Here is a 16,735-nt window from a genome sequence, read left to right on the forward strand (position 1 = left end):
CAAAGGAGCAGAGTCATGATGCGTTCGACACGAATGGCCGGGGCACTCGCCGCGGCGGTGGTACTGGCCGGAACCCTGAGCGCCTGCGGCAGCGGGTCCGGCGCCGGCTCGGGCGGCGGCCCCGAGGAGGTCACCTTCTGGGGGTCCTGGTCCGGGGACCAGGCCAAGCAGCTCCAGAAGCAGGCCGACGCCTTCAACGAGTCCCAGGACGAGTACGAGGTGAAGTACGTGGGACAGGAGCTCGTCGAGGAGAAGCTGCTCACGGCGCTCGCGTCCGGCAGCGTGCCCGACGTCGTCCTGTGGGACCGGTACAACACCCCCCTGTACGTGCCGAAGAACGCGCTGGCACCGATCGACGAGTACCTCGAGGCCGACGGTGTGGACGTCACGCAGTTCTACGACCAGGCGATGGGCGAGCTCGTCGTGGACGGCGAGACCTACGGGCTGCCGCTGCTGGTGGACAACCGGTCCCTCTTCTACAACACCGACCTGCTGGAGGCGGCGGACGTCGAGCCGCCGACCGACTGGGACGGGCTCAAGGCCGCCGCCGAGGCGGTCACCGAGCGGGACGGCGGCAAGCTGAGCATCGCCGGGTTCGCGCTCGACGACCCGGGTCTGTTCAACATCTGGCTCAAGCAGGCCGGCGGCCAGATGTTCACCGACGACGGCTCCACCACCGCGTTCAACAGCCCGGAGGGCCTCGAGGTGCTCGAGTTCTGGAAGGGCCTGCTGGACGCCGGCGTCTACGAACCGGGCTTCGGCGAGGGCGTCGACTCGTTCGCCGAGGGCAGGCTGGCGATCAAGTACGACGGTCCGTGGGCGCTGACCACGCTGGACGAGGCCGACGTGAGCTACGGCATCGTGCAGCCGCCGGTCGGGCCCGACGGCGCGCAGGGCGCGGGCATGGGCGGCTTCGGTCTGGTGATCCCCCAGGGCGCCCAGAACCCGGACGGCGCCTGGGAGTTCATGAAGTGGTGGACCACCCAGCCCGCCAACGGCGTGGACTTCGCGAAGATCTCCGGCTGGATCCCGGCCAACACGGAGGCCGCGAACGACCCGTACTTCACCGAGGACGACAGGTACAAGGCGTTCATCGAGACCATGGAGTACGCCGAGGTCCGGGCCGACATCCCGGGCGCGTCCGACGTCGAGGGCAAGGCGCTCATCCCGGCCCTGGAGAAGTTCCTCGGTGGTGAGACCGACGCCGCCACGGCGCTGAAGGAGGCGCAGGAGCTCGGCGACCGGATCCTCGCCGACAACGCACGGTGACCCAAGGAGACACATGACGAACCCGAACCCCTGGTCTGCCCGGGCCGACCTGGCCCAGCGCAGCCTGGACCACTTCTTCGGCACGGCCGAGCCGCAGCTGCTCGACAACACCTACCCGGTCGGCGACAACTCGACCTTCAACTACTGGTGGCTCGCGCACGTCCTGGACGTGCGGCTCGACGCGTTCGCCCGCACCGGTGACGAGGAGTGGCTGACGGCTGCGGAGACCGTGGACGCCAACCTGCGCGGCCGGAACGGCGGGTCGCTGTTCAACGACTACTTCGACGACATGCTCTGGTACGCGCTGGCCCTGGAGCGGCTCGCGCGGGCCACCGGGCGGGCCGAGCCGCTCGACGACGCCCGCGCCATCTGGGAGCACGTCGTGGAGCACGGGTGGAACGAGACCCACGGCGGGAGCGTTGCCTGGCGCAAGCAGCAGCTCTACTACAAGAACACGCCGGCCAACGGTCCGTTCGCCATCCTGTCGGCCCGCCTGCACCAGCACGGCCCGGACCCGAGGTACCTGGAGTACGGGACGGCGGCGTTCGACTGGATCACCAAGACCCTGGTGGGGCCCGACGGGTTCGTCGAGGACGGCATCAACCGTGAAGGTGACGGCCGTGTCGACACCCAGTGGCGCTTCACCTACAACCAGGGGCTGTACATCGGTGCCGCCGTCGCCCTGGACGAGGTGCTGCACGACCCGGAGCTGGCCGGCACGGCGCTGCGCACCGCCACGACGGCGCTGCGCGAGCTGGCGCCGGACGGCGTGGTCGGCCGGGAGGGTGGCGGGGGAGACGAGGGGCTGTTCAAGGGCGTGCTCTACCGGTATCTGGGCACGCTTCTCGACCGGGTCGGCCCGACGTCGTCCGACGCCGCGCCGGTGCTGGAGTTCCTCCGCACGAGCACCGACCGGCTGTGGGAGACGGGCCGGCGCGACGGGTACCTGCTGGCGGGCGACGACTGGCGCCTGCCCGCGCAGCCGCCGGTGTTCTACTCGAACCAGCTCAGCGCGATCATGGCGCTCGAGCTGCGCGCCCGCGTCGAGGCGCGTCGATGAGCCGTGCCCCGGAGTGGGGCACGGTAGATTCGATGGTCAGGTCCGACCGGTGAAAGGGCACCTGTGAGCCAGCCGCTCTACCTCGAGGTGTACGAGAAGCTCCGCGACGCGATCCACGCGGGCACGTACCGGGTCGGCGACCGCATGCCCGCCGAGAACGAGCTGACCAAACAGCTCGGGGTCAGCGCCATCACGCTCAAGCGCGCGATGGACCTGCTGCGTGCCGACGGCTACATCACGCGCCGGCCCCGGCTCGGGACCGTCGTCGTGAGCGAGACCGCCACGGCTGCAGCCAGCACGAGGAGCGGGCCGGCGCCCCTGGTCGGCTGCGTCCTGACCGACTTCGACGACACGTTCGGCACGCGGGTGCTCGCCGGGTTGCTCGACGCGTCGGGCACCGCAGCGAACGTCGTGGTCAAGCGCAGTCTCGGCAACCGCGAGGCGGAGGACGACATCGTGCGCGCGCTCGTCGCCGACGGCGTCCAGGGGCTGATCCTGGAGCCGAGCTCGTCGCAGTACGTGCCGCCGGCTGTGCTCGAGCTCATCACCCAGTCGTTCCCCGTGGCCATCCTGGACCGCGTGTTCGACGGCGTCCCGGTGTCGTCGGTCTGCTCCGACAACGTCTCGGCCGGCCGGCAGGCCGCGGACGTCCTCTTCACCGCGGGGTACGACCGCATCGGGCTGGTGTCGGCGGCGAGCGCCGTGTCGACCGTGCAGGACCGGCTCGACGGCGTCGTCGCCGCGCACGCGACCCGCCACGTCCCGTTCGACCCGGCGCACCAGTTCCGGCAGGTCCGGTCGACGGTGCCGGGAAGCGGGGTGTCGCCGGACGACGACCTCGCGGGGCTCGAGAAGTTCCTGAGCACCAACCCCGGCCTGACGGGCCTGGTCGCCACCGAGTACAACATCGCCGTGCTGCTGCGGGAGGCGGCGCTACGGGCCGGGCGGACGGTGCCCGGTGACCTCGGCATCGTCTGCTTCGACCACCCGGACGCCTTCTACGACCAGGCGCGCTACCGGTTCACCCACATCCGGCAGGACGAGGCGCGGATGGGGCACGAGGCGGTCGCCCTCGTCCTCGCGCAGCTCCGGGACGCCGGACAGGTCACCAAGGTGACGCTGCCGACCGAGCTGGTGCCGGGCAGCTCGACGCGCTGAGGGTTCCGGATTCTGCACAGGCTGGTGCATTTCACCCATTCCTCATGTAGGTTTTGTACTGAATCCGGGACGCAACGTCGCGCCCGGGGGAGGAGCTCATCGATGTCGATGCTGCGTCGCATCCGCCTTGCCCTGCTCAGCCTGGTCCTGCTGGTCGGCCTACAGCCCGTGGTCGCCGTCCATGCGGCCCCGCCTCCGCCGAGTCCTGCGGCCGCCGGTGCCACCGAGGTCGCCCGTGCACGGGTCGCCACCGAGGTGCTGCTCGACTCCTACGACGAGGAGAAGGCGTGGTTCCCGTCGAGCTGGTGGAACTCCGCGGTCGCGCTGCAGACGATCGGTGACTACATGAAGCGCACCGGCGACCTGAGCTACGTGGACGAGCTGGACAGAAGCTTCGAGACCAACAAGGGCCCTTTCCCGGCGGGTGAGCGGTCCACGGACGAGATCTACGGCAACTTCACGAGCCGGGCCATCGACGACGCCGGCTGGTGGGCGCTGAACTGGGTCACCGCCTACGACCTGACGGGTGACCAGAAGTACCTCGACATGGCGGGCACCATCGCCGACTTCATGCACGGCTTCTGGGACCCGAGCACCTGCGGCGGCGGCATCTGGTGGAACGAGGAGCGTACGTACAAGAACGCCGTCACCAACGGCCAGTGGGTCCGCCTCACGGCCGAGCTGCACAACCGGATCCCCGGGGACACGGCCTGGCTGGAGCGGTCCCAGGAAGCCTGGGACTGGTACGTCGGCAGCGGCATGATCAACGGCGAGGGCCTGGTCAACGACGGGCTCACCGACGACTGCGCCAGCAACGGCGACACCGTGTGGAGCTACAACCAGGGGCTGGCCATCGGTGCCCCGCTGGAGCTGTGGCGCGCGACGGGTGACCCGGAGCTGCTGGCTGCCGCCCAGCGGCTGGCCGACGCCGCGCTCGAGTCCGACGAGCTGGTGACCGACGGCGTGCTGACCGAGTCGTGCGACCCGCTGGGCCGCACCTGCGACGACAACCAGAAGCAGTTCAAGGGCATCTTCCTGCGGTACCTCACCGAGCTGGCCGACCTCACCGGCGAGCCGCGCTACGCCGAGTTCGTGGACCGCCAAGCCGAGACCATCTGGGCGAACGACCGCGACTCCTCCGAGCGGCTGGGCCTGCGCTGGGCGGGCGCGAGCACCGAGGCGTCCCCGAACGTCTTCGACTGGCGCACCCAGGCCAGCGCGCTCAGCGCCCTGATCGCCGACGTCCCGCAGGACCCGCCGAGCCGGTCGCTGTCCGCGACCATGGCGCCGACGCAGCTGGTCATGATGCCGAGCCCGGGCACCGCGTCGTCCGTGACCACGGAGGTCCAGGTGGCGGCTACCTCGCCGGGCCAGAGGTCGCTCCGGGTGGACGTGCGCGTCGACGGTCCGGACGGCTGGACCGTGGACCCGGTCAGGGACCGTGTCGACCTGGCACCCACCGGCGACGGGACACCGGCCCGGGCGAGCGTCCCGATCGACGTCTCGGTGCCCCCGGACACCGCGGACGGCAGCTATCCCGTGGCCGTGACGGTCACCGCCCGGCCGGGGCTCAGCTACACCACCCGGGCCACGATCCAGGTGGCGAGCACCATCGACTTCGACGCCGGGTCGACGCAGGAGCTCGCGTGGCTCTGGGACGCGGGCGGTTCGGGCCTGAGTCACGTGGGAAGCCGGTTCGCCGACGGCACCAGCCACTTCACCTACAAGTTCCCGTTCCCCGCCGAGGCCACCTCGGCAGAGGCGACCCTGACCATCGACAACCAGTACGTGGTCGACGTCTCGCCCGACGGCGAGAGCTGGACCACGGTGCTCGTCGAGGACGAGCAGATCCGGGACAGCTCCAACAAGGCCGACCACACCCTCGACCTGACACCCCACCTCGGGCCCGACAAGGCGGTCTACATCAGGATGTCCGACGCCTTCACGCAGGACGGCTGGGGTGGCGGGGTCTACCACGTCTCGGCCCGGTACGGGACGTCCTGAGCCGTTCGGGCCGTACCCAGCCGGGTACGGCCCCGGCCGACCGGACCCTAGGCTGCCTCGTCCGTCGAGGGTCCGGTCGGCAGGGGCGCAGCCTCTCGCGGCTGCTCCACGGGCCGGACGCAGCCCAGCGCGTGGGTCAGCATGTCCTGCGTGAGGCCCGCCTGGTCGTCGGCCTGCAACGCGCACATGACCTGGTCGGCGGCCATACGTAGCGGGATGTGGGCCTTGCTGGCGGCGTCGAGCAGGATCTGCGCGGCCTGGTCCTCGTCGCACCGCCGGGCCACCACGACGACGGTCTTGGCCCGTTCGATCATCGTCTCGCCGAGGAGCGCCGGGGACACCGCCTCGTCCGTCCCGCCGGGGCCGGCGGCACCTGCGACGCCGTCCGCGGAGGAGCCGCGAGGCTGGTTGAAGGATGGCACGTGAACCTCCCAGATCCGTGCGGACCTGGAGCCGCTTCCTGACTCCGAATCCTTGAGTCTAGATCAGTTCGGACGATTGGGACAGATGCGGTCCAGGCGCCCGCCGAGCGCAGGGCAGGATGGGGGCATGAGCGCATCCGATGTCACCACCGCCGTCGCCGAGGTCGAGGCCCAGGAGGCCGAGCTCGCCCTGACGACGTTCACGCACGACCAGGCCTGGCGCCTCGGTGTGCGGCTCGTCGAGCTGGCGACCGAACGCGACCTGTCCGTCACCGTCGACATCCGCAAGGGCACGCAGCAGGTCTTCCACGCGGCCCGGCCCGGAACGACGCCGGACAACGACTCCTGGATCGAGCGCAAGGTGCGCGTGGTCTACCGGTTCGGCGCGTCGTCGTACCTGGTCGGCCTGCGCGCGCGGGCGAAGGACCGCGACTTCAACGCCGACCACGGCCTGGCGTTCCAGGAGTACTCCGCGCACGGCGGGGCCTTCCCCGTGCGGGTCGAGGGAGTCGGCATCGTCGGCGTCGTCACCGTCTCCGGCCTGGCCCAGCAGGACGACCACGCCCTCGTGGTCGAGGCGCTGCGCGAGCTCGCCGGGACACCGGGCGCGGCCTAGGCACGCCGGCCGGGCGAATGCCGGCACGGCTCGGACCCGGACGGGGGGTCAGCCCTCGGCGCCCGCGACGACGTCCCGCACCCACGCGGAGCCCTCCGGGCGGAAGCCGACACCGCGCAGGTAGGCCCGGTCGCTCGCGCCCGCTCGCGGCACGACGACGCGGCCGAACCCCTTGGCGGCGAAGATCCCGCTACGGCGGTACACGAACTCGCCCGGCGTGAAGTCGCGGAACCGCCTGGTCACCCAGTCCAGCTCGACGACGCCCACCCCGTCGCCGGCGTCACGCACCTCCACGACCCCGACCGTCTCGTCACCGCGCTGCACCAGGAACGCCGACCGCTCCTCGCCCGGCGACGGCACCGGTGCGAAGCGCGGGGCGAAGGTCGCGATGTCCGCGGCGTGGGTGCGCAGCACATGGAGCAGGTACGCGTCGTCGGGCGCCACCTCGACCACCTCGTACACGGTGGCGTCATGGCGCTCGCGGTTCAGCCGCCACAGCCAGTAGGTGTTGATGAGACTGATCGCGGCGTTCATGGCGACGAACGGCCAGATCCCCAGGATCGCGTTGTAGGTGGTCGCGACGAGAGAGCCGGTGAGGTTGAGCCAGCGGAACCGGAACACGCGCGCTTGCGTGAGGGAGAGCACGATGAGGGCGGAACCCACCCACCCGGCGGTCTCGAGCCAGGGGAACATGCCCTGACCCTATGGCTTCGGGCGCGAGGCGCCATAGAACTGTGGACAAAGATGCCTGTTGGCACGGTTGGTGTCAGATGATCATCGTATGGATCTCGAGACCGGCACGACGGCAGACACAGCGACAGTCACAGCGGCAGACACAGCGACACCCGACCTGCGGCGCGCGTCCGCGCTGTACGAGAGGCTCCTCCGGTACGCGGTGAGCCCACCGTTCGCCGAACGCACGGGGGCCAACGTGCGCCGCCTGACCGAGAGGGCGCAGCGGCACGGGTCAGGGCTGTGCACGCACCATCAGGGCGATCGTGTCGTGGCACAGGCGGTGGCACAGATCGTCTTCGACGTACCGCCGTACGGCATGCGCCTGATCGACCGCTACGCGCTCTGGTCCGCGGACCTGGAGGAGCCCGACCGGAGGCTGCTCGAGGCCTGGCGGACCGAGGGGGCCTACGGCGTCTTCGAGATCGTGCGTCGTGCGGGGCCGGGGGTGCTGGCCCGGTGCCTCGGCGACGACCTGGAGTACACGCTGCACGTGGACCCGAGGACGCCCCTGCGGCGCGCCGACCTGCGGACCGGCCGGTACGTCGCCGGGCACACCCTGCCGATCGGCGACACCTGGATGCTGGCGGGCGACTTCGACCTGTACGCGCCAGGGGAGCGGCACGCCATGCTGGGCCTGATGGCGGAGCTGGCCCGCTGTGCACCGGCGCTGCCGTACCGCAACCCCGCGATCGTGGAGCAGGCCCGTGCGGTGCTCCTGGCGCAGCACCAGAAGTTCCTGCGCCTGTTCGGGCGCAGCGGTGCGCCGGTGCCCGGCTCGCGGCTGGTCGATCTCCTGGACGAGCTCTGGGAGTCGTCGGAGATCTGGGACGCGTGGTGGCCCGGCCTGTCGCTGGAGCGCGACCTGTCCGGGCTCCGTGAGGCGCTGGACGGGGAGCGGCCCGACGCCGGGACGTGGTACCCGGTGCACGATCCGGTCCACGGGCTGCGCGTGCTCGGGGCCTCGTACGGGAGGCTCGCCGAGCTGCACCGGTCCACGGCGCCGATCGACTCGGCGGCGGTTCGCGACGTGTCCGCGCTCCTGGACGCGGGAGACGTCCCCGGCTTCGCGCTCCAGGACCTCGCGGACCGGCACCCCGTCCGTGCGGGCGAGATCTACCGCGCCGTCCTCGGGCGCCCGGGCTTCACCTGGATGCAGGAGGGCGTCGCGTGGCTCCAGGACCGAGCCGGCGACGCCCCCGTGCACCCGGCGCTGGTGCGGCTGCCCGGCCGGGTCGCACCGGCGGGAACCGGCCGGCCCGGCCGTTCCGTCGTGCTGCCGCGTCCCGTGGTGACCTCGTTCCCCGCGCCGCCCGGGCTGCCGGATTCCAGCGAGTCCGGTGGCTGAGGCCTCACCAGGACCAGCCGCGCGCGCTGAGCTCGAGCTCCTCGCGCAGTCGTTCGTCTGCCGTGGCGTGGTCGTCGACGCCCAGCGGTGCGGCCTGTGCCGGCAGGCCTCGCGCAGGAGCCCGTCGTACGCGGCCTGCACGGCGAACCAGTGGTGGGCCCGCGCGTACACCTCCGGATCCTCCTCGACACGACGCAGCTCGGCGGCGAGCTCTCCGAGCCGCACCTGCAGCCGCAGCGTGACCAAGGGATCCGGCGTACGCGCCGGCCGTAACCAGAAGTGCCAGCTCATCAGGTGCCACCGCCACGTCGTCGTCGCGGAAAGGAGGAGACCCCCAGCCTAGGCCGACGGCGCCGGGATGGCTACGCGGCCGGCGGCGGGTCACCTCGCTCCGCCGACCCTCACGCCTCCGGCAGCACGAGGGTCCCGTCGATCCGCACGGGGACGAGCGGCGGGCCGTCCCGCAGCTCGGGCGGAAGAGCGTGCTGCGGTGCCTGCTGCCACGCGAGCGGCCGCAGGAACCGGCGCACCGCGGTGGCGCCGACCGAGGTGTGCAGCGTGTTGGTCGACGGCCACGGCCCACCGTGGTGCTGTGCCCAGCTGACGGCGACACCGGTCGGGTAGCCGTCATAGAGCACGCGGCCGGCGCGCGCGGTGAGTGCGCCGCGCGCCGCGGGCAGGTCGCGGTCGTCCGCACCACCGGTGAGGATGCTCGCGGTGAGGGACCCCTCGACCCGCTCGACGACGGCGACCGCCTCGGCGTCGGAGCCGTACCGCACGACGACCGCGAGCGGCCCGAAGCACTCGTCGACGAGCCGCGAGGTGAGCGCCCCGGCCGCGACCTCGAGCAGGACCGGCCGCGTTGCTCCCGTGCCGGCACCCTGGCCTCGCGCCCGGACGACGGCGTCGAGCGAGCGGGCCGTCACCCCCTTCTCGTACGCGTCGGCCATCCCCGCCGTGAGCGCGGGGGACGCGGGCGCTCGCTCGATGGCCTGGGCCAGCGCCGTCACCACCTGGTCGCCCGCCTCGCCGACCGGGACGAGCAGCAGGCCCGGCTTGGTGCAGAACTGCCCCCCGCCCTGGAGCACCGACGCGGCGAGCCCACGGCCGTAGCCGGCGGCGTCCGCCCGGGCGCCGCTCGGCGTGACGAGCACCGGGTTGATGCTGCTCAGCTCGCCGTAGAACGGGATGGGCGCGGGGCGCGCCGCCGCGGCGTCGGCGAGCGCACGTCCGCCCGCCAGCGATCCCGTGAACCCCGCCGCCCGGACCGACGGATGGGACACGAGCCGGAGCCCCGCGTCGAAACCGTGCACGAGAGCGATGGTGCCGTCGGGCGCACCGCACTCCCCGGCGGCCCGCTCGGCGAGCCGCACGACGAGCTCGGACGTCGCGGGGTGGCCCGGGTGCGCCTTCACGACCACCGGGTTGCCCGCGGCGAGCGCCGACGCCGTGTCGCCGCCCAGCACGGAGAACGCGAACGGGAAGTTGCTCGCCGCGTACACGGCGACCGGACCGAGCGGCACGAGCAGCCGGCGCAGGTCGGGGCGTGGGCCCATGGGGGTGGGTCCGGCGTGGTCGATCGTCGCCTCGAGGTAGGCGCCCTCGCGCACGACGTCGGCGAAGGCGCGCAGCTGGTACGCCGTGCGGGTGATCTCGCCCCGGAGCCGGTCCTGGCCGAGGGCGGTCTCGCGGTCCGCCTCCGTGACGAGCGCGTCGCGGTCGGCCTCCAGGTCATCCGCGAGCCGGTCCAGCAGGTCCGCCCGCCACGCCCGCGGCAGGGCGGCGAGCCGGTCCGCCGCCCCGGACGCGCGGCCCAGCACGGCGTCGAGCTCGTCCGGCGTCGTCTCCCGGGCCGGGAGCTCGCGCTCCTCGCCGGTGCGCGCGTCGCGGCTCGTCACCGGCCGCCTGACGGCCGTCCTGTCCACCTCCGTGTCGGTGCCCTTCGCATCCGTCCCGTTCGCACCTATCCCGTTCGCATCCATGCCGTTCACATCCGTTCCGTTCACATCCATGCCGTCGACCCGTCCCTGCGCACGGGGACCTTGCGTTCCCAGTGCACCCAGTCGTCGTGGGCGAGCGCCGCCTCGTCGATCTCGATGCCCCAGCCCGGCCGGTCCGGCCGCAGCTCGAGGTGCCCGTCGACCGGGACGTAGGGGTCGTGGCACCACGACACGTCGTCGGGCTTGTACTCGAGGATCGAGAAGTTCCAGGTCGCCGCCGCGAAGTGCAGGTTCGCCGCCGTAGCCAGGGGGCCCAGGGGGTTGTGCGGTGCGACGGGGACGTCGTGCGCCTCGGCGAGGGTGGCGATCTTGCGCATCTGCGTCAGCCCGCCGACGACGCAGATGTCGGGCTGGACGATGTCGGCGCCCTGCACGGTCAGCAGGCCCAGGAACTCGTTCGGCGAGTACAGCGACTCGCCCGTCGCCAGGGGCACCGCCATCTCCGCGCGGATCCGTCCCCAGGCAGGCAGGTACTCCGGGCGGATCGGCTCCTCGAGGAACATCGGCTCGTTCGGCGCGAGCGCCGCGGCGAGGTCGACGGCCTGCCTCGGTTCCCAGAGGCAGCCGTGCGCGTCGAACGCGAATTCCCACTCGTCGGGATGCGTCGCACGGATGTCCGCGAACCAGTCGCCGAGCTCCCGCGCGACGAGCCCGAACCGCGACCGGTGCAGGTCGCGCCGGTAGGGGCTGAGCTTGAAGGCGTCGACACCGAGCGTCGAGTGCAGCTCGGCCGTGCGGTCGCGCAGGTCGGGAACGTCGGGAGCCGAGTAGAGCCCCGCGTAGACGCGGACCCGGTCCCGCACGCGACCGCCGAGCAGCTGGTACACGGGCACCCCCGCGGCCTTCGCCGCGATGTCCCAGAGCGCGTGGTCCACCGCGGCGATCGCCGCGAGGCCCAGCGCCCCCTGCGGGAACCGGCCGGACTGGTGCAGCAGCTGGTTCACGAAGGCGACGCGCGACGCGTCGATCCCGGCGATCTGGTCCGCGATGTACTCGATGATCGCGGGGTAGGCGCGATCGGGTCCGTGGTTGTAGATCTCCGCCCAGCCGTCGATGCCGTCGACGGTGCTGACCCGCAGCAGCACCCGCGGGCGGTCGCCCACGCGCTGCAGGTAGGTGGTGAGCCGGTCGATCTTCATGCCGGTCGTCATACCGTGGCCTTCCAGTCGTCGAGGATCCGCGAGATCTCCGCCCGGTCGGTGTCCGCCAGCGTCGTGCTCGGGGGCCGGACGGACCGGTCGCACAGGCCCATCTGGTGCATGGCCTCCTTCACGACGGAGACGTTGTCCGCCGACCGGTCACGGGCGCGCAGGTGCTCGAACCGGCGGATGCGGCGCCACACCGCCGCCGCGCCGGCGGCGTCGTCCTGCCGCAGCGCGTCGAGGAGCCCGAACGATATCTCCGGGGCGACGTTGACCAGGCCGGAGGTGAACGCACGTGCACCCGCCTGCCAGGCCGACGGCGCGTACGACTCGGCCAGACCCGCGATCCAGAGCAGGTCGGCGTCCGTCTCCTGCACGGTCTCCGCGAAGGCGACGGGATCGGGGACCGAGTACTTGACCCCGACGACGTTGGGTGCCACCTGGGCAAGGGCCGCGATGTCCGTGCCGCGGATCGCCGTCGAGCTGACGTAGGGCAGGACGGCCGTTCCGGGCACGGCGCTCGCGACCGCCGCCGTGTACTCGACCCAGCCGGCCCGTGACATGTAGGGCAGCACGGGCTGGTGCACCATGATCGCGTGGGCACCGAGCTCCGCGGCCTGCCGCGCCTCGGCACGCGCCGTGGCGGGGTCGAGGCCGACGCCGACGATGACCACCGCCCGGTCACCGGCGACGTCGGTGACCGTGCGGGTGACGTCGGCGCGTTCGCGCGGCGACAGGGCGTAGAACTCGCCGGTGTTGCCGTTCGGGGTGATCGCCCCGAGCCCTGACCCGATCAGGCGGTCGGCGAGCCGTCCGGCGAGCGTGAGGTCGACGCCGCCGTCGGGACCATAGGGGACGACGGGGATGCCGACCACCGTCTCGAGGCGCGCGACGATGTCGTGGTGCCGGGTCATGATTCTCCGTTCTGCTGGGTGCCGGCGAGCTCTTGCTCGTCGGCCTGCTCGACAGGCTTGATGCGCACCCAGAACCCGTAGATCGCGGCACTCACCAGGCAGCTGACCGCCGCGAGCACGAGCGGCCAGAGGTAGGAGCCCCCGGAGGCCGTCAGGGCCAGACCGATGGCGATCGGGCTGATGAGGTTGCCGACCTGCGACCCGAAGTTCTGGAAGCCGGCCAGGGAGCCGACGCGCTCGGGGCTGGGGGAGACCTCGGCGGGCAGGCTGAGGATCGCCGCCCCCGCGAAGGAGTGCGCGGCGCTCGACACGGTCAGGATGACCATGAGCACGACGTTGCTCTCCACGAACGGGCTGAACCCGATGCACGCGCTCAGCACGAGCCCCGAGATGATCGGCACCTTGCGCGCGATGTTGGGGGACAGCCCGGACGCGAGCATCCGGTCCGATACGATCCCGCCCAGCACGGTCGATCCGATGGCGATGACCGCGGGCAGGGCCCCGACCATGCCGAACTCGGCCTCGGTGAACCCGCGCTCGCCCAGGAGGTAGCTCGGGTACCAGGTGAGGAAGAACGCCCCCGCCAGGGAGCGGAAGACGTAGCCGAGCATGAGCGCCCAGGTCTGGTTGTCACGCAGCAGCGCGCTCCAGCGCACGGTCTCCCCGGAGTGCCGCACCATCTCCGCCTGGTCGGAGCGGATGTACGCGAGCTCCTCGGGGTTCACCCGGCGGTGGTTCTGCGGGGCGCGGTAGATCGCGAGCCAGCCGAGGATCCACAGGAGCCCGATCGCACCGATGACGACGAACGTCCACCGCCAGCCCGCGAAGACCGCGATCCACGTGACGAGTGGGATGGAGAGGGCCGAGCCGATCTGCTGGCCCATGTCGAACAGGCTGGAGGCGAACGCTCGTTCTCGGCGCGGGAACCAGGTCGAGACCACCTTGATGTTCGCGGGCTGCACGGGTGCCTCGCCCATCCCGAGGCCGAGCCGGAAGACGATCAGGCTCGTGACCCCCGTCGCGAACGCGGTGAGTGCTGTCCACAGCGACCACCACCCGACCGCGATGGGATAGATGACGCGCGGGCCGAACTTGTCGAGGAGCCAGCCGGACGGCACCTGGAACAGCGCGTACGTCCAGAAGAACGAGGAGAGCAGCACCCCCTGCATCGCGGGGCTGATGTGGAAGTCCTCGGAGATGAAGGGCAGCGCGACGCTGAGCGCCGCCCTATCGAGGTAGGCGATCGTGAGGCCGAGCGCCGAGAAGGCGACGACCGTCCAGCGCATCTGGCTGCGCCGGGCGCGGGCTGCGGTGGACGCAGGCTGCTTTGTACTATTGAGCATCGTTGCTCCTTGTTATCGAGTGACGTGTGGTGCTCCGTCTCGGAGCACTCGCTTCAGAGGTGCGGCCCGGGAACTTGGCGGTGAACGGGCCGTACCTCGCAGTGCAGGTCCCCGCGATCGCGGGGCTCGCGGGTCAGTCGGTCGCACCTCCCTGGCGGAGCCGGTCGAGGAAGCCGGCGATGTGCCGGCGGGTCAGGTCGGCCACGCGGTCGGCGTCGGACGCCTCCGCCGCGGCCAGGATCTGCGCGTGCTCCTGTGCCTCGTCGCGCCAGCTCGGCTGCCGCGCCCAGGTGGTGACCGCGGCGAGCGCCGTCTGGTCCCGGAGGCCTTCGAGCATGCCGACGAGGATCGAGTTGCCGGCGGCCGCCCACAGCGCCGCGTGGAACGCACGGTTCGCCAGGCTGCGCTGGGCGGGCTCGGTCGCGGCGGCCGCGCGCTCCAGCGCGGCCCGCGCTGCCACGACGTCGACGCCGCCCAGCACGCCGCGCCGTGTCGCCTCCGGCTCCAGCAGGAGCCGTGTCTCGTAGATGGCCACGGCGTCGGCCTGGGTGAGCTCGCGCACGCGCACACCGACGTAGGGCCGGACGACGACGAGCCCGCTCATCTCCAGGATCTTGAGCGCCTCACGCACCGGCGTCTTCGACATCGCGAGCTCCTGGGCGAGGTCCGCCTCGACGAGCGCCTGGCCGGCGGCGAGACGTCCGCTCAGGATCCCCTCCTTGATGGTCGCGAGCGCGTGTTCCGTGCGGGAGGGCAGGGCGATCGGAGCTGGGGGCATCGTAGGCACGTCGTACATCATATATGACGCGCGAGGGTGCGGTGTGCCGCCCGCACACCCTGTCACGCGGTCACTCGACGGCGTGCAGCGCCGCCAGGATCCCCTCGCCGTACCGGTCCAGCTTGGCCTGGCCGACGCCGCTGATCCCGCTCAGCGCGTCCAGGTCCACCGGGCGCTCACCGGCGACCGCCCGCAGCGTAGCGTCGTGGAACACCACGTAGGCGGGCACGCCCTGCTCCTTGGCCGTCGCCGCCCGCCAGGCCCGCAGCCGCTCGAACACCGGCTGGTCGGCGTCCGACAGCGGGGCGGCCTCCGGGCGCGAGCCGCCGGAGCGCGCCGGCCTGCGCGCCCCGCCCTGGGGCCGCGGGTCACGGCGCAGCCGCACCTCGCGCCGCCGGCCGAGCACCTCCGTGCTGGCCTCCGTGAGCACGAGCGTGCCGTGGTTCGGGTCGACCTCCAGCAGGCCCAGCGCCAGGAGCTGGCGGGCGACCGACCGCCACTCGCCGTCGGACAGGTCCTCGCCGACGCCGAAGACGGTGAGGCTGTCGTGCTGCCACTGCGTGATCTTGGGCGTGGCCTTGCCGCGCAGGATGTCGACCACGTGCCCCACGCCGAACCGCTGGTTGCGCTCGCGGTCCAGCCGGAACACGGCGGACAGGAGCTTCTGCGCCGGGACGGTGCCGTCCCACGCCTCCGGCGGGTTCTGGCAGGTGTCGCACGCACCGCAGCTGCCGGGGTGGTCCTGGTCGAAGTAGCGCAGGAGCTGGGCGCGGCGGCACTCGACGGTCTCGCAGAGCGCCAGCATCGCGTCGAGGTGGGACGAGAGCCTGCGGCGGTGGGCGAGGTCACCCTCGGACTCGGCGATCATCTTGCGCTGCTGGACGACGTCGGCCAGCCCGTAGGCGAGCCAGGCCGTCGCCGGAAGGCCGTCCCGGCCCGCGCGGCCGGTCTCCTGGTAGTAGCCCTCGACCGACTTCGGCAGGTCGAGGTGGGCGACGAAGCGGACGTCGGGCTTGTCGATGCCCATGCCGAACGCGATGGTCGCGACCATGACCACGCCGTCCTCGCGCAGGAACGTCGACTGGTTGGCCGCGCGCACGGGGGCGGGCAGGCCCGCGTGGTACGGCAGCGCGCGGATGCCCTGGGCGGTGAGCTGCTGGGCGGTCTTCTCCACCGACGCGCGGGAGAGGCAGTACACGATCCCCGCGTCTCCGGGGTGCTCGGTACGCAGCAGGTCGAGCAGCTGCCGGCCCGGGTTGTCCTTGGGGGCGACCCGGTAGGTGATGTTGGGCCGGTCGAAGCTGGCGACGAAGTGCCTCGCCTCGGTCAGGCCCAGCCGGGTGGCGATCTCCTCGCGCGTGTGCTGGGTGGCCGTGGCTGTCAGGGCGATGCGGGGGACACCGGGCCAGCGCTCCGCCAGCTCGCTCAGCCGCAGGTAGTCGGGCCGGAAGTCGTGGCCCCACTGGGACACGCAGTGTGCCTCGTCGATCGCGAACAGTGCGATGGTGCCCTGGTCGAGCAGCCGGGCGGTGGAGTCCACGCCGAGCCGTTCCGGGGCCAGGTACAGCAGGTCGAGCTCGCCCGAGCGGTAGGCCTGCTCGACGGCGCGGCGCTGGTCAGGGTCCTGCGTGGAGTTGAGGAACCCGGCGCGCACACCGAGCGCGTCCAGTGCGTCGACCTGGTCCTGCATGAGCGCGATCAGCGGCGAGATCACGACGCCGGTCCCGTGCCGCACGAGCGCCGGGATCTGGTAGCACAACGACTTGCCGCCGCCGGTGGGCATGAGGACGAGGGCGTCACCGCCGCCGGCCACCGTCTCGATGATCTCCTGCTGGGCGCCGCGGAACGCGTCGTAGCCGAAGACATCACGGAGCACGTCGAGGGCGGGCGCGGTCAGGGCGGCGTCCGGGAGCGTCATGGCCGCCAGTGTGCCAGGGGTCGCTGACACG

The 16,735-nt window shown here is 72.0% G+C and carries 14 protein-coding genes; 6 read left to right on the top strand and 8 right to left on the bottom strand.

Going from position 1 to position 16,735, the window contains the following annotated elements; translation table 11 throughout:
- The first annotated feature begins 18 nt into the window (after positions 1 to 18).
- The 4 genes from ACYVK7_RS13180 to ACYVK7_RS13195 all read left to right on the top strand — a co-directional run bounded on the left by ACYVK7_RS13180 (position 19) and on the right by ACYVK7_RS13195 (position 5,491).
- Entirely contained in the window at positions 19 to 1,269 is a 1,251-nt protein-coding gene (locus ACYVK7_RS13180; protein ID WP_460888172.1) for an ABC transporter substrate-binding protein, read from the top strand.
- A 13-nt stretch (positions 1,270 to 1,282) separates the two neighbouring features.
- Positions 1,283 to 2,329: a glycoside hydrolase family 76 protein gene (locus ACYVK7_RS13185; RefSeq protein ID WP_460888173.1), complete on the top strand. Its 1,047-nt coding sequence runs from the start codon at positions 1,283 to 1,285 to the stop codon at positions 2,327 to 2,329.
- Positions 2,330 to 2,392: 63 nt separating this feature from the next.
- Positions 2,393 to 3,487, top strand: a complete 1,095-nt coding sequence (locus ACYVK7_RS13190; protein ID WP_460888174.1) for a GntR family transcriptional regulator — start codon at positions 2,393 to 2,395, stop codon at positions 3,485 to 3,487.
- Positions 3,488 to 3,589: 102 nt separating this feature from the next.
- Entirely contained in the window at positions 3,590 to 5,491 is a 1,902-nt protein-coding gene (locus ACYVK7_RS13195; protein ID WP_460888175.1) for a glycoside hydrolase family 76 protein, read from the top strand.
- Between the two features lie 47 nt (positions 5,492 to 5,538).
- On the opposite strand, the gene ACYVK7_RS13200 is transcribed toward ACYVK7_RS13195, so the two are convergent.
- Entirely contained in the window at positions 5,539 to 5,913 is a 375-nt protein-coding gene (locus ACYVK7_RS13200) for an ANTAR domain-containing protein (protein WP_460888176.1), read from the bottom strand.
- A gap of 127 nt (positions 5,914 to 6,040) precedes the next feature.
- On the opposite strand from ACYVK7_RS13200, the gene ACYVK7_RS13205 reads away from it, so the two are divergent.
- Positions 6,041 to 6,529, top strand: coding sequence for a heme-degrading domain-containing protein (locus tag ACYVK7_RS13205; RefSeq protein ID WP_460888177.1), 489 nt, complete (start codon positions 6,041 to 6,043; stop codon positions 6,527 to 6,529).
- 48 nt (positions 6,530 to 6,577) lie between these two features.
- Here the strand turns inward: ACYVK7_RS13205 and ACYVK7_RS13210 are convergent, their stop codons facing one another.
- Complete coding sequence (locus tag ACYVK7_RS13210; protein WP_460888178.1) at positions 6,578 to 7,222, bottom strand: hypothetical protein; 645 nt, start codon at positions 7,220 to 7,222, stop codon at positions 6,578 to 6,580.
- Positions 7,223 to 7,310: 88 nt separating this feature from the next.
- Here ACYVK7_RS13210 and ACYVK7_RS13215 point away from each other — a divergent pair, with 88 nt between their 5' ends.
- Positions 7,311 to 8,609 (top strand): hypothetical protein, encoded by a 1,299-nt coding sequence (locus ACYVK7_RS13215; RefSeq protein WP_460888179.1) that lies wholly within the window; start codon positions 7,311 to 7,313, stop codon positions 8,607 to 8,609.
- Positions 8,610 to 9,010: 401 nt separating this feature from the next.
- Here ACYVK7_RS13215 and ACYVK7_RS13220 read toward each other — a convergent pair whose 3' ends face one another.
- The 6 genes from ACYVK7_RS13220 to recQ form a co-directional block, all read right to left on the bottom strand.
- A complete protein-coding gene (locus ACYVK7_RS13220) occupies positions 9,011 to 10,507 on the bottom strand; it encodes an aldehyde dehydrogenase family protein (protein ID WP_460888180.1) in 1,497 nt (498 codons plus the stop codon).
- A gap of 104 nt (positions 10,508 to 10,611) precedes the next feature.
- Complete coding sequence (locus ACYVK7_RS13225) at positions 10,612 to 11,760, bottom strand: mandelate racemase/muconate lactonizing enzyme family protein (protein ID WP_460888181.1); 1,149 nt, start codon at positions 11,758 to 11,760, stop codon at positions 10,612 to 10,614.
- Positions 11,757 to 12,665 (bottom strand): dihydrodipicolinate synthase family protein, encoded by a 909-nt coding sequence (locus tag ACYVK7_RS13230; protein WP_460888182.1) that lies wholly within the window; start codon positions 12,663 to 12,665, stop codon positions 11,757 to 11,759. The genes ACYVK7_RS13225 and ACYVK7_RS13230 overlap by 4 nt, the downstream gene beginning before the upstream one ends.
- Positions 12,662 to 14,008, bottom strand: a complete 1,347-nt coding sequence (locus ACYVK7_RS13235; protein ID WP_460888183.1) for an MFS transporter — start codon at positions 14,006 to 14,008, stop codon at positions 12,662 to 12,664. The genes ACYVK7_RS13230 and ACYVK7_RS13235 overlap by 4 nt, the downstream gene beginning before the upstream one ends.
- A gap of 133 nt (positions 14,009 to 14,141) precedes the next feature.
- Entirely contained in the window at positions 14,142 to 14,804 is a 663-nt protein-coding gene (locus ACYVK7_RS13240; protein ID WP_460888184.1) for a GntR family transcriptional regulator, read from the bottom strand.
- A gap of 52 nt (positions 14,805 to 14,856) precedes the next feature.
- Entirely contained in the window at positions 14,857 to 16,704 is a 1,848-nt protein-coding gene (recQ, locus tag ACYVK7_RS13245; RefSeq protein ID WP_460888185.1) for a DNA helicase RecQ, read from the bottom strand.
- Positions 16,705 to 16,735: the final 31 nt, after the last annotated feature.

This window comes from Promicromonospora xylanilytica, from assembly GCF_054782895.1.

What these genes read in the sequence shown, in the direction of transcription:
- ACYVK7_RS13180 (WP_460888172.1), top strand. Translation starts at nt 19, where the DNA reads ATGCGTTCGACACGAATGGCCGGGGCACTCGCCGCGGCGGTGGTACTG.
- ACYVK7_RS13185 (WP_460888173.1), top strand. Translation starts at nt 1,283, where the DNA reads ATGACGAACCCGAACCCCTGGTCTGCCCGGGCCGACCTGGCCCAGCGC.
- ACYVK7_RS13195 (WP_460888175.1), top strand. Translation starts at nt 3,590, where the DNA reads ATGTCGATGCTGCGTCGCATCCGCCTTGCCCTGCTCAGCCTGGTCCTG.
- ACYVK7_RS13205 (WP_460888177.1), top strand. Translation starts at nt 6,041, where the DNA reads ATGAGCGCATCCGATGTCACCACCGCCGTCGCCGAGGTCGAGGCCCAG.
- ACYVK7_RS13210 (WP_460888178.1), bottom strand. Translation starts at nt 7,222, where the DNA reads ATGTTCCCCTGGCTCGAGACCGCCGGGTGGGTGGGTTCCGCCCTCATC.
- ACYVK7_RS13215 (WP_460888179.1), top strand. Translation starts at nt 7,311, where the DNA reads ATGGATCTCGAGACCGGCACGACGGCAGACACAGCGACAGTCACAGCG.
- ACYVK7_RS13225 (WP_460888181.1), bottom strand. Translation starts at nt 11,760, where the DNA reads ATGACGACCGGCATGAAGATCGACCGGCTCACCACCTACCTGCAGCGC.
- ACYVK7_RS13230 (WP_460888182.1), bottom strand. Translation starts at nt 12,665, where the DNA reads ATGACCCGGCACCACGACATCGTCGCGCGCCTCGAGACGGTGGTCGGC.
- ACYVK7_RS13235 (WP_460888183.1), bottom strand. Translation starts at nt 14,008, where the DNA reads ATGCTCAATAGTACAAAGCAGCCTGCGTCCACCGCAGCCCGCGCCCGG.
- ACYVK7_RS13240 (WP_460888184.1), bottom strand. Translation starts at nt 14,804, where the DNA reads ATGTACGACGTGCCTACGATGCCCCCAGCTCCGATCGCCCTGCCCTCC.
- recQ (WP_460888185.1), bottom strand. Translation starts at nt 16,704, where the DNA reads ATGACGCTCCCGGACGCCGCCCTGACCGCGCCCGCCCTCGACGTGCTC.